General features: G+C 39.9%; 10 protein-coding genes. 2 read left to right on the forward strand and 8 right to left on the reverse strand.

Going from position 1 to position 13,523, the window contains the following annotated elements; genetic code table 11:
* Positions 1–133: 133 nt before the first annotated feature.
* From EM808_RS10080 to EM808_RS10105, 6 genes are all read right to left on the reverse strand, one after another.
* The gene (locus EM808_RS10080) at positions 134–1,915 is read right to left on the reverse strand and encodes an ABC transporter ATP-binding protein (RefSeq protein ID WP_127738085.1); all 1,782 of its coding nucleotides are present in this window, start codon (positions 1,913–1,915) and stop codon (positions 134–136) included.
* The gene (locus tag EM808_RS10085; RefSeq protein ID WP_127738086.1) at positions 1,915–3,666 is read right to left on the reverse strand and encodes an ABC transporter ATP-binding protein; all 1,752 of its coding nucleotides are present in this window, start codon (positions 3,664–3,666) and stop codon (positions 1,915–1,917) included. Before EM808_RS10085 ends, EM808_RS10080 begins: the two co-directional genes overlap by 1 nt.
* A 192-nt stretch (positions 3,667–3,858) precedes the next feature.
* Complete coding sequence (locus tag EM808_RS10090) at positions 3,859–4,485, reverse strand: hypothetical protein (protein WP_127738087.1); 627 nt, start codon at positions 4,483–4,485, stop codon at positions 3,859–3,861.
* A 98-nt stretch (positions 4,486–4,583) separates the two neighbouring features.
* A complete protein-coding gene (locus EM808_RS10095) occupies positions 4,584–5,858 on the reverse strand; it encodes an ABC transporter substrate-binding protein (protein ID WP_164849621.1) in 1,275 nt (424 codons plus the stop codon).
* 80 nt (positions 5,859–5,938) lie between these two features.
* Positions 5,939–6,826 carry a carbohydrate ABC transporter permease gene (locus tag EM808_RS10100; RefSeq protein WP_127738089.1) on the reverse strand — a complete coding sequence of 296 codons (888 nt, stop codon included), beginning with the start codon at positions 6,824–6,826 and terminating at the stop codon, positions 5,939–5,941.
* A gap of 18 nt (positions 6,827–6,844) precedes the next feature.
* Positions 6,845–7,729, reverse strand: a complete 885-nt coding sequence (locus EM808_RS10105) for a carbohydrate ABC transporter permease (RefSeq protein WP_127738090.1) — start codon at positions 7,727–7,729, stop codon at positions 6,845–6,847.
* A gap of 494 nt (positions 7,730–8,223) precedes the next feature.
* Between EM808_RS10105 and EM808_RS10110 the strand changes: the two genes are divergently transcribed.
* Together EM808_RS10110 and EM808_RS10115 are read left to right on the forward strand one after the other, a co-directional pair.
* The gene (locus EM808_RS10110; RefSeq protein WP_127738091.1) at positions 8,224–10,452 is read left to right on the forward strand and encodes an alpha-galactosidase; all 2,229 of its coding nucleotides are present in this window, start codon (positions 8,224–8,226) and stop codon (positions 10,450–10,452) included.
* A gap of 35 nt (positions 10,453–10,487) precedes the next feature.
* Positions 10,488–11,414 (forward strand): ROK family protein, encoded by a 927-nt coding sequence (locus EM808_RS10115; RefSeq protein WP_127738092.1) that lies wholly within the window; start codon positions 10,488–10,490, stop codon positions 11,412–11,414.
* 37 nt (positions 11,415–11,451) lie between these two features.
* Here the strand turns inward: EM808_RS10115 and EM808_RS10120 are convergent, their stop codons facing one another.
* Together EM808_RS10120 and EM808_RS10125 are read right to left on the reverse strand one after the other, a co-directional pair.
* Positions 11,452–12,459, reverse strand: a complete 1,008-nt coding sequence (locus EM808_RS10120) for a LacI family DNA-binding transcriptional regulator (protein WP_127738093.1) — start codon at positions 12,457–12,459, stop codon at positions 11,452–11,454.
* An 87-nt stretch (positions 12,460–12,546) separates the two neighbouring features.
* A complete protein-coding gene (locus EM808_RS10125) occupies positions 12,547–13,512 on the reverse strand; it encodes an acetylxylan esterase (RefSeq protein WP_127738094.1) in 966 nt (321 codons plus the stop codon).
* Positions 13,513–13,523 lie beyond the last annotated feature (11 nt).

Genomic DNA, 13,523 nt, shown 5'->3' on the forward strand with positions numbered 1-13,523 from the left:
TAAATTCATTTTCAGCAGCTTCTCCCAAGTTTTAATCTCCTAATTAGAAACGCTTACAATTATATTATAAAGGCTAGCGTTTAAATGTCTATACTTTATAAAAATTAGATTATACTTTTAACGACAAAAATCGTCAACTTACTTCCAATGATGAATGCTGAGATGTATATAAATTCCAATATTGACCTTTCCTTGTCATCAGCTCATCATGGGACCCCTCTTCAGCAATTTCGCCTTTTTCAATAAATAAAATCCTTGAGGCGCTTTGAATGGTGGACAGACGGTGTGCGATGATAAAGGACGTCCTTCCTGCAAGCAAAGTACTTAAGCCTTTTTGAAGGGCCAGCTCTGTTTCTGTATCGATTGATGATGTCGCTTCATCTAAAACCAAAATTCTTGGATCTGCCAAGAGTGCTCTAGCAAAGGAAATGAGCTGTCTTTGTCCTGCTGAAAGCCTTGTTCCTCTTTCATTCACTTCTGTTTCATAGCCATCCTGTAATGTCATAATAAAGGAATGGGCCTGAACTGCTTTTGCTGCTTCAACCACTTCCTCATCACTCGCATCAAGGCGGCCATAACGAATATTATCCATAATTGTTCCTGAAAAGATAAACGGATCTTGGAGCATAATACCCATCTGTCTTCTAAGTGAGGGAATCGTGACTGTCTTTATATCAACCCCATCCATCTTTATTTTGCCGCCATTCAAGTCATAAAAACGGCTGATCAAGTTAACAATTGACGTTTTGCCAGACCCAGTTGCACCAACAAGAGCTATTGTTTCTCCTGGTTCTGCAGTGAAATGAATATTTTTTAATACTTTTTCGCCAGCTTCATAACCAAACTCCACATGGTCAAACTCTACCTTTCCTTTAATATCGTGCAGTGCTTTTCCTCGCGGATTATCGAGCACTGTCGGCTTTTCATCCATCATTTCAAAAATTCGCTCGAGATAAGCCATCGCATTTATAATCGCATTATAGAAGTTGCCGATATTGGAAATTGGTGTCCAAAACATCCATATATAACCGACAAAGGCTACTAAAGCACCAACTGTCACGCCTTGCCCAATCATTGAAATTCCGGCCACATATATAAAGGAAACGGTCAGAACAGAAATATTTTCAATGGATGGCCAAAGAAGAAACTGGATATAGACTGCTTTTAACCATGATTTTTTATAGCCCTTTGACACATCCTCAAAAATTTTCTTGTTTTCTTCTTCCCTCGCAAATGCTTGTGTTACCTTCATGCCATTGATGCTTTCATGTATATATGCATTCATATTGGACTGTTTATTACTCAAGTCCTGCCATGCCTTACGCTGCGCATTTTTAATAAAAAAGATAACAATCGCTAAAAGCGGGAATCCAATCATGGCATAAATCGCCAAACGTACATCTATGGCAAACATGAATCCAATGATGACAGTTAAGCTGAATATATCTGTAATCAAGTTGATAAGCCCATTTGACAGCAAATCACTAAGTGAGTTCACATAATTAACGACCCGCACTAAAATTTTTCCATGTGGGCGGTTGTCATAAAAGGAAAAGGACAATGATTGAATATGTGTAAACAAGTCCTTTCGAATTGTCTTTATGACATTTTGACCAATTTCAGCCATCATTCTAATCCGGTATTTCATACAAATCCCCGTTATAATGAGAGCACCCAAATAGATGCCTGCAAGCAGTGAAAGCCCACCAACATTGCCAGCTGGTATTTCCTTGTCAATCGCTTGTTTAATAAGATAGGGTCCAATCAGATTTGCTCCGCTTGCGACAAGCATGATGAGTATCGTCAGCATGATTTTTTTCTTGTACGGCTTAACATAACCAAACAAGCGCTTAAGATGAATAAAACTAAATGGCGTCTCTAAATCCTCATCAACATCGAACTTATTTCGTGCCATTAAATCACATCCTCATCCCTGTGCTTTTCTTCAAAGTTTCCATATTGATTCTTATAAACATTAAAGTAATAACCTTTCTTCCGCAGCAGGTCCTCATGTGTGCCCCGCTCGATTATCGCTCCATTATTCATCACAAGAATTTGGTCTGCATCCTTAACAGAGGAAATTCTGTGGGCAATAATAAAGGACGTTTTGTTCTTTTGAATAGATTTCAGCGTCTTTTGAATACGATTCTCTGTTTCCATATCAAGACTTGAGGTCGTATCATCCAAAATCAAAATCGACGGGTCTTTCAATATGGCTCTTGCAAGGGCGATCCGCTGCCTTTGCCCTCCAGAAAGGCCGACACCTCTTTCCCCAACAATCGTTTCATAGCCCTCTGGTAAATCACTAATAAAATCATGCGCATCCGCCATTTTTGCAGCAAACTTAATGGAATCAATGGAGGTATGAGGATTACCATAGGCTATATTGCCCTCGATTGTATCCGAAAACAGGAAGATATCCTGCATGACCATCGCCATTCCTTTACGAAGCTCCTGCAGCTCCCAGTCCTTCACATTTCTTCCATCAATTCTTACCTCTCCGCTTGTGGTGTCATAAAACCGGCTAAGTAAATTGACTAAGGTTGATTTTCCGGCACCTGTTGGACCAATAATCGCCAGCGTCTGCCCCGGCTTCACTTTAAAGCTAATATCCTTTAACACAGGCTCTTCTCCATAGCTGAAGGAAACCTTGTCAAACTCCACAATCCCTTTATATTCACCTATCGGTACAACATTATCGTGGCTGGCAATTTTCGGGACTGTCTTAAGAAGATCCTCGACTTTTTCTGCTGATGCAATAAAACGCTGCACATCATTTAAAAGCCATCCGGCCATTTTCATCGGGTTGCTAAGTGCCCATATGAAGGAATTAAACATAACTAGTTCTCCAAATGTAAGTGAACCATTTATAACCATAACTCCTCCTGCAAAAATCATCAGCACTGTCAGCACACCTGCAAGAGAGTCCAAAATCGGCAAATATTTTTCCCAAATCTTTGACGACTTTAAATTCTTTTCTTTAAAGCCTTCATTAGCAATCGAAAACTTCGCGATTTCATAATCCTCTTTTGCAAATGCTTTAACAACACGGTTTCCACTAATGTTTTCCTGAACGACAGAGTTTAATTTCGCAAATTGGTTACGGATTTCTGTAAAGGTTGGCCGCACATCCTTTGTAAGGCGGAAAGCGAAAAAACCAATGATTGGTGTTACAATCAATAATGTCAGCGCCAATGGAGGATGAATATAAAACATGAAGCCAATCGCAAACAGCATGATGGTTGCGTTTTCAAAAATCATGTAGATCGTCCATGCCGTAAAATGTCTGACAGCCTCCATATCTCCTGTCATCCTTGCCATAATATCTCCTGTTTTTGTGCGATCATAAAAGCTGAAATCCAGCCTGTGCAAACGGTCATATAGCTGCTCTCTAATGTTGTAAATGACATTCTGGGATACATTTTCAAAAATCATTTGATACGTATAGCGGATGATTGTTCGTAAAAATGTACCTGCAATCATGATTCCAAGTATCGGCCACAGCAGATTCATCTGCTTGCCGTACATGACATCATCAACCATCCTCCCAGCCAAATACGGATTAAGCACATTTAAAGCAGATACAATAACTGCACAAAACAGGCCAATTGCTATTCTTGCACGATAAGTATGTAAGAACCCCCATATCCATCGCAGACTATGCATCTAGCCGACTCCCTTCCATTGCTGTATTCTTTTGCTTACTTTCGTCACTTTACTCTCCTTCCATATACTTTTCGATTATCTAAGATTATGCTACCGAATAATCTTATTAGCATTAGTTCCTTTCTATGTATGTCCTGTTCATAAAATCTATCATTTTTTTAATAGACCGATTGCTCCAGAAATAATACAGCTTTATACTGCTGCCTCTTCCTTCTGTTTCTTGGTTTTGAACGTAAAAATAAATCTGACACATGCGCCGTAAATGGCAGGTGCAAAAAATACGAAAAATAGGAAGTTAAGCTTGATTAACTGAAAAACAACAAGAATGGCTGCGAGCATCAGGAACGACCGAAAAATCTGCTTAGCTAGGAGAAACAGACTGACCATTGCTGTCCTTTTTGCCGGTAAATCAAGATGTACTAAATTCCAAACCATATACGTAAAAAAGATAATGGCCAGCATAAAGGCATAAATGCACACAAATTTAATGACAGATGTGATATAAGGATTAATTGTTGCAGGAAAAGGCAGGATGATAAAAGTTCCGATATAAATAAAGATACAAATAATGATGGCAGACAGCCTTTTTTTCTTCGTATATTTTGGGCTGATTTCTTGAAACAGCTTGCGCACAGATGTGCCATTCCCTGCGAAAATTTCATCAATAACCTCAATCAGCGTACAGGCTGAATAAACAAGCCCGCCAATAAAAAATCCCTTTCCTAAATACAGCCAGAATAATAGACTTGCCCTGACAAGACGGTATGAAATGTCCATAAAGGAAAAGAATTTACTGTCTATAAAACGGCTTTTATTCATAGTAATACCCCCTAATAAAAAAAGGCTGCCTGAAACCAGGCCGACCAAATGGTAAAAAACCATATAGTCCATGCATTTTTCAGACAGCCTATTGATTGCTATTTCAAGCCAAATTCCTTGCGAATTTGGTCTGCTACTTCTTTTAACTGTTTTTCTGCATCCTTGCTGCCATTAAGATTGATATTGTCAATAACAGGCTGGATTTTGCTCACTATCTCTGCATATTCCGGGATATAAGGAGCATTCATAACGGTTCTTCCTTCTGCAAGAATTGTAGACAATGCTTTTGCGTTTTCAGGTGCATTTGCCATTGTTTCAATTTTATCTTCATTCCTTTTTACTACAGGGACCGCTGAAATAGTATCTACTTGCAGGTCTTGACCCTTCCCAGTAGACAGGAATTGCAGAAGCTTATAAGCCTCATCAGGATGCTTTGTTCCGCTTCCAATTCCAATTGGAAGATAAGATGCTGCTGCTACGTTTCCTGCTTTTCCTGCAGGCAATGGCACAACATCCCATTTGAAGGTTGCATTCTTCGCTGTATCAGACCAATCCCATGGACCCATCATTTTCATCGCTGCTTGACCTGCAAGGAACATATTCGATAGCCCTTGACTTTGAGCAGTAGTTGGCTGTACATGGTATTTATTAATCAGGTCTGCACCAAATTTAATGGCTTCAATTGATTCAGGTGAGTCAATAATTACTTCTTTGCCATCCTGACTGACAAATCCTCCGCCATTTTCTACAAGCAGTTCATTAGTATAAAAGTTTTCCATTCCGAATTGGACTGTTTTGCCGTTTTTCTCTACTGTCAGCTTTTGTGCTGCTGCAAGAAAGTCAGCCCATGTCCAGTCATCCTTTGGATATTCAACACCTGCAGCATCGAACATATCCTTGTTGTATCCAAGCATAAAGGCTGAAGCATCACGAATAAGCGCATATTGCTTTCCATCCACTTGCCCAAGTGAAAGCACATTTGGCATATATTCATCTTCCTTGATTTCTTTATCAGACAGGTCCATCAATACGCCCTTGCTGACAAATTGACCGAATGCAGACGGCTGCAGCCATACTAAATCTGGCTGATCCCCACCAGCAGACATCGTCAAGAATTTATCATTGAACTTATCATATGGTGCATATACTTGCTTCACTTTAATTCCAGGATTCTCCTTTTCAAACTCCTTGAAAATATCACCTTCCAGCTTCGTGCCTTCTGGATTATTGTTCCAAACAAGAATGCGCAGCGTCACATCTCCTGATTCGCCGCTTGCGGACTCAGAATCTGAGCCAGAACAGCCTGTCAAAATCAAAGATAGTGCCAATACAACAGTGAACAGCAAACCACCTAACCCTTTTTTCTTCCTCATGCTTTTACCCCCCAGGTAATGTTTGTGTATGGATAAACAGATAAACGGCAATGCCATTCATCTAAGTGAAACCAACGCAATTAACCCTTTCCGCCTGTTGTAGCAATTCCTTGGACGAAGTACTTTTGGCCAACAAAAAAGATAATGATAAGTGGTAAGATGATAAATACACTTGCTGCCATCATCGGACCCCACTGGATTAACAAAGCACCCTTAAACTGCAGAATTCCTAATGCGAGCGTATATTTGGAATCATCATTTAAGTAGATTAATGGATTAAGAAAATCATTCCATGTCCACATAAAACTCAACAAAGCCACTGTAATAATAGAAGGAACTGATAACGGAATAATAATTCTCCAAAAGATACCGAATGCTCCACAGCCATCTAAATAGGCACTTTCCTCCAGCTCCTTCGGTATTGTTTTGAAGAATTGTCTTAATAAAAAGATGAAGTAAGCGCTACCAAAGAAAGAAGGAACAATTAACGGCAGGAAGGTGTTAACCCACCCTAGTTTAGAAAAGATCATATAGACAGGAATCATTGTGACTTGAGGCGGCAGCATCATGGTGCCAAGCAAAAGCACAAACCAGAAATTCCTTCCTTTTCCTTTAATTCGCGCAAACCCATATGCAACAAGAGTAGAAGAAACGACTGTGCCAATCACTACACAAACAGTAACAATCACAGAGTTCAAATAATACTGCCCAAAATCCACAAGCGTAAAGACTTCCTTATAGTTAGCCAAATCCCAATTCTTCGGCAGTAAAGTAGGCGGGAATGCCATCGCTTCATTTTCAGGCTTAACAGATGTTCCAATCAGCCATAGAAAAGGAAATAAAAACAGAATGGAAAGAGCAATCAGCAAAAAGTAAGTGAATCCCTTTTCTAATCTTCTGCCTTTCTTTAAACTGCGAGGTTTTTTCGCCTTAACAGAAGCTGCCGTCTTAACAGGTGATACTTCCATAATTGACTCCTCCTCTCCTTACTCATCGTATTCGTAATACACTTTTTTCCCAAACACTTTAAACTGAATCAGTGTGAAAATAAGAATGATGATGAACAAGATCCAGGCAAGCGCTGATGCATAGCCCATTTTAAAGAATTTAAAGGCATCCTGGTATAAGTAAAATACATAAAACAGCGACTTATAATTCGGTCCGCCATTACCGCTGCTGACAACATATGCCTGTGTGAAAATCTGAAAGGAACCGATTAGTCCCATAATGAGGTTAAAGAAAATAACATTTGAAGTCATCGGAATGGTGATATTCCAGAACTTATGGAACTTCCCCGCACCATCCAGTTCAGCTGCTTCATAAAGGGACGCTGGTACACTCTGGAGTCCTGCCAGATAGATAACCATTCCGCCACCTGCTCCCCAAAGGCTCATAATAATCAAAGTAGGCTTAACCATGCCTTCACTTAAAAGCCAATTTGATGTCGGCAAATGAAAGAAGGAGAGAATACTATTGGCAATTCCAAAATCCGGCTGAAAAATTAAAATCCAAAGAAGTGAGCTGGCAACTGTCGGTACAAGCGAAGGTAAGTAAAAGATTGTGCGGAACAAGCCCATAAATCGTACCTTTGTGTTCAGCAATACAGCAAGCATGTATCCAACAACGAGACCAAGAGGAACTCCAACAATCGTATAAAAGAAGGTGTTCCATAATGACTGCCAAAACAGTGGATCTTCTGTGAACAGCTTTTTATAATTTTCTAATCCAACCCAATTTGCTGCTCCCAGCCCTGAATAGTCTGTGAAGGACATATATAAAGAGTACACCATTGGACCTGCAGTAAAGACAACAAAGCCAATCAGCCAAGGCAAAATAAATAAGTAAAACAATAAAGTCCTCGATTTATTCATTTGCGTCACCTTCCATTTGATAAAATCATTTATTGCTATGTAACCTGCTTCCTTCACGCTCCCTTCCACACATTTGATTTCTGCTTATTTAAATCCATCATGTATATTACTTCTGTTTTAACTTACAAATAAAGTTATGTAAGCCTTTTCAACTACAATTTCATATTAACTGCTGTACTTGAATTTTTCAATAATTTTTTAAAGTATTTTACTTAATTTTTTTAATTTATTTTAAGTAACAAAATATAAAATTACTTAAAATAGTCTAGATAACCCTCGTACTAAATAAAAGCACTCAATATTACCCAATCTATAAAAGTCTATAATTACTGAATAAAATATACTCCTATTCATTAAGTTACATTTACATTTTTAAAGATTACCGATTACTTAATTTAATTTAAATACTTATTGTCATCCCTATTTATAATTGTTAAAATCAAATATATAATCTTGTAAGGGTTTTCATATAATAGAGTGAGGTGTACTTACTGATGACAATCTATGTAAATCAAGAAACAAAGGAATTCCATTTATGCAACAATAACGTCAGCTATATTTTTAGAGTCTTAGAGAAATCAAACCAGCTGGAACATCTTTATTACGGCAAAAAACTAACACATCGTGAATCGTTTACGCACTTAATTGAAAGAGAAATAAGACCCTCCTGCAATCTGTTTGAGCATGACCATACGTCTTCCCTTGAGCATATTAAGCAGGAATACCCAAGCTTTGGAACTACAGATTACAGACAGCCAGCACATATGATTACCGACAAAATTGGCAGCACCATAACAAATTTCCAGTACAAAGACTACAAGCTGTTAAAGGGCAAACCTGCACTCGATAATCTCCCTGCCGTATATACAGAGCAATCGGAAGAAGCTGATACACTGGAAATAACACTAACAGATGAAGTTCTCCGTGCAACGCTTGTACTCAGCTACACCATCTTTCGTGACCGTAATGTCATTTGCAGAAACGCCAGATTTATCAATGAATCTGACTCTCCGTTCTTTCTGGATAATGCCATGAGTGCATCTGTCGATTTACCTGATGATCAATTTGAAATGATTCATCTTGCAGGTGCATGGGCACGGGAAGCACATATGGAGGTACAGCCTTTAACAAAAGGCATCCAATCTGTATACAGCTCAAGGGGTGCAAGCAGTCATGCCCATAACCCTTTTTTAGCATTAAGGCGCTATAACGGAACAGAACATACTGGAGAGGTGTATGGCTTCAGTCTTGTATACAGCGGCAATTTTCTTGCACAAGCAGAGGTAGATACATATGGCGTCTCTCGTGTAATGATGGGAATTAACCCGTTTCAATTCAGATGGAAGCTCAAGCCTGGTGAGGTGTTTCAAACACCTGAATGCATTATGGTATACACACATGAGGGCTTGAATGGAATGAGTCAAACATTTCATGAATTATATCGGGAGCGGCTGGCAAGAGGCTATTGGCGCGACAGAGCGAGACCCATTCTTATTAACAATTGGGAAGCGACCTATTTTAATTTCAATGAGGAAAAAATCCTCTCCATTGCAAAAACGGCACAAAGTCTTGGTATTGAGCTGTTTGTCCTCGATGATGGCTGGTTCGGGAACAGGAATGATGACACCTCTTCTCTCGGCGACTGGTTCGCTAATGAAGCAAAGCTTCCAAATGGGATTAAAGGATTGGCAGAAAAAATCAACAAGATTGGCATGAAATTTGGTTTATGGTTTGAACCTGAAATGGTATGTAAGGATACAGCCCTTTTTAAGGAGCATCCTGACTGGATAATCGCTACACCAAATCGCACGCCTTCACACGGGCGAAATCAGTTCATTCTCGATTTCAGCAGAAAGGAAGTCGTCGAGCATATTTTTCAGCTCATGGATACTATCATCGAGGATTCTAACATCAGCTATATTAAATGGGATATGAACAGATACATGACAGAAACCTATTCTTCAAGCCTTCCAATTGATCAACAAGGTGAGTTGAGTCACCGTTATATACTTGGTGTTTACAGCTTATACGAGAAGCTGTTGGCAAAATATCCGGAAATGCTGTTTGAATCATGCGCTGGCGGAGGTGCCCGCTTTGATCCTGGCATGCTTTATTATGCTCCGCAAGCATGGGCAAGCGATAATACTGACGCAGTTGAGCGCTTGAAAATTCAATACGGAACAAGTCTTGTCTACCCGCTTTCCTCTATTGGCAGCCATGTTTCCACAGTGCCTAACCATCAGGTGGAAAGGATAACACCGATGGAAACACGAGCAAATGTCGCTTACTTTGGAACATTCGGATATGAGCTCGATATTACGAAGCTGACAAAGGAGGAGCAGGAAAAAGTAATGCTGCAGACTGCCTTCATGAAGGAGCATAGGGACTTCATCCAGAAAGGGACATTCTATCGCCTGTTGTCACCATTTGACTCAAACGAAGTATCCTGGATGGTTGTAGCTCGTGATAAGAAAAAAGCGATAGTTGGATATTATAAAGTTCTCGCAAAGCCGAATGAGCGTTATAACCGCATTAAGCTGACAGGCTTAGATCCCGATAAACGATATGCAATTGAAGGCAAAGACACAAAGCATTACGGCGATGAACTGATGAATATAGGCATACTGCTTTCAGAGGATTATACAGACCGTGCCTCGGAGTATTGGCAGCGGGAAAGAGCTGGAGATTATTCGTCTCGGCTGTTTATCGTGACAGAAGCCTAAAAATTTGAATTCTTACAATAAAAGGAGGTCAACACATGAAGAATTATATGGTGTTTGACGTAGGAGGCAGCATGATAAAGTTCGCTGTCATGACAGAAAATGGCGATTTCATCGAAAAGGGTGAGCTGCCCGTTTCCGAAACCGAGTTTACTATATTCCAAGAAAGCATTGTACAAACCGTATTGGAAAACAAAATAAAACATCAAGTTGCAGGAATTGCCTTCAGCTGCCCAGGCGGAGTGGAAAGTGAAACAGGTATTATTGGCGGTTCAAGTGCACTGCCCTTTATTCATGGACCAAACTTCAAGGAAATTTTCGGTACTGCGACAAATCTTCCTGTTGAGCTGGAAAATGACGCAAATTGCGCCGCTTTAGGTGAGGTATGGAAGGGTGCTGCCAAAACAAATGAAAATGTGCTGTTCACTATCATCGGCACAGGAATCGGCGGAGCTGTCATCAAGGATCGCCGCATTCATAAAGGAGCCAATCTTCATGGCGGCGAAATTGGCTATATGGTGATGCAAGTAGTAGAGGAAGACGGCAAGCCCGCCTTTCAAACATGGAGCCAGCTTGCTGCAACAGGCGCTTTAGTCAAAAAAGTCGCCAAAAGAAAAGGCATTGATCCAAAGGAGCTGAACGGAAAAAAAATCTTTCAGGCTGCCGAGGAAGGAGATACTATTTGCTTGGAGGAAATTGATGCATTTTATCTCCGTCTTGCACAAGGCATTTATAATATCCAGTATGTGTACGATCCGGAAAAAATCATTATTGGCGGAGCCATCAGCAATCGGGAGGATTTAATTGAACAAATCTACAAAAAACTCGATATTCTGCTGGAATCGGTGATGGCTGCAAAGGTTAGACCAGTTATCGAACAATGCCAATACAAGAATGATGCCAATCTCATCGGCGCACTGTACCATTATCTGCAGTGCCAGAAAGCCGAATCTGTGGAGGCATAGGAAAAAGCACCAGTGAATAACTGGTGCTTTCGTTCTTTCAGCTGAGCTTCTTCACGGAATTCCGATGAATGATTTTTCCGTTAATAAGTGTTCTGCCGTATTTTTCATTAGGATTATGAAGCTTTTCCATAATAATCTTCACAGCAGCCTTGGACATTTCCTTAATATTCACTTCAACAGTCGTCAGCAGCGGCTCTGTTAAAGCCGCAAAAATAGAATTATCGAACCCAACTACTGAGCAATCCTCTGGTACTTGGTAGCCATTCTTCTGAAGATTGTTAATGAGGTTGTAAGCAATCTCATCATTATTACAAACAAAGGCTGTTGGCATATCATCAGGAAAAACGATGTCTATATATTTGCCTCGTTCATCACGGTCATAAATAATATAGTCCTGCCTCAGCTCGATTCGATGCTCCAAAAGTGATTTGTAGTATCCTAGAAACCTGTCCTGTATACTGCTCGTCGCATAGATGTTGCCGACATAGGCAATTTTTTTATGGCCATTTTCCACCAGATAATTAGTAATTTCATAGCCGCCAAAAAAGTTGTCTGTTAAAACAGAGTCAATTTCGTTCTGGTCTGTATAAAAATCTAAGAAAATAACAGGACTGTCAATTTTCTGAATTTCTTTCACATATTCATTGCCAATCTGACCTAAAATAATGAAGCCATCCACCTTTTTCTCATTATAAATCCGCGGCAGAATAAGCTGGTCTTCATCCTCCTGCCCTAAAATGTACAGAATTCCTGAGTAGTGGTAGCCATCAAGGATTTTTGTCAGCATTTGATAAAATTGCAGATAAAAGGATTGCGTTGTACCTGTAAACCTTTCTGGGATAACGATTCCAAGATTATAAGAAAGGCCATCCTTAATCGACTTTGCATGTGTATTGAAGCGATAGCCCATTTCTTCAGCCAATAATTTTATTTTCTCTTTTAATTCTTCACTGACCCCATCTTTATCATTAAGCGCTTTGGAGACAGTCACACTGCTGACACCAAGTTTATTGGCGATGTCACGCATCGTAACATTGCTTCTCACAAAAATTCCTCCGATATGAAATAATTCTGTTTCTTAGCTCATGGGATTACTATACTATAACGGCCACTTTTAAAAAAGCATCCATATTTACTCTTCAAGCAGGTCTGCAAAAAAATCATGGACTTTGTCGCCTAATGTCCTTATATATTCATGACCATACTCATAATAAATCAGCATATTTTTGTCTGATTGAATTTTATTGTAGGCAGCAAATTGGGTAGAAGGCGGGCAAATTGCATCCTCCATACCAACTGCCCACAATACATCTGCTTTTATCCTGTCTGCCAAATGCTGTATATCTATATAGCCTAGCTTTTGGAAAACCGCTTCCTCTTGTTCATGGTTTGGATCAATAAACTTAAAGTAATAATGAATTTCTTCATAAGCTGAATTGCTAATATCGAGCTCCCATGCTCTTTTAAAGTCTGATAGAAATGGATAAACAGCAGCTGTTTTCTTGATTCGCGGCTCTAAACTGGCACAAGCAATCGCCAGCGCCCCACCTTGTGATGCACCATAAGCTCCTACTCTAGTTTCATCTACATTCTCCATCGAGCAGAGAATTCTTGCAGCTTGAACTGTATCTAAATATACATTTCGATAATAGAGCTTTTCTGGAGCCTCTTCTATCCCCCTAATAATATGGCCTTTTAATGTTGTTCCTTTTACTTGGAGATTATCCTCTGACAGACCACCTTGGCCGCGGCAGTCCATGGCCAAAATTGTGTAGCCTTCTGCCGCATAGCCTATTTTGTCCATCCAATCGCCGCTATTCACATGATAGCCATGAAACCATAGCAGCCCAGGTCCAGGTCTTGTTTGCCCTTTTGGTCGAACTAACTGGCCATGTATTCTTGCTCCACCGACACCTGTAAAATACAAATGAAAGCATTCAGCAGCCTTACTTTGAAAAGAAGCTGGGATTAGCTCATAAAACAACGATTGCGCTTGTAATTCTTTTAGCCCTGCTGCCCAATAGGCATCAAAATCATCTGGCTTCGGGTTGATTCCTTTATATCGCTGTAAATCAGACAAAGGCATATCAAACTTCATATCAGCATTCC

It is taken from the genome of Niallia taxi, assembly GCF_004005475.1.
Classification (GTDB): domain Bacteria; phylum Bacillota; class Bacilli; order Bacillales; family Cytobacillaceae; genus Niallia; species Niallia taxi.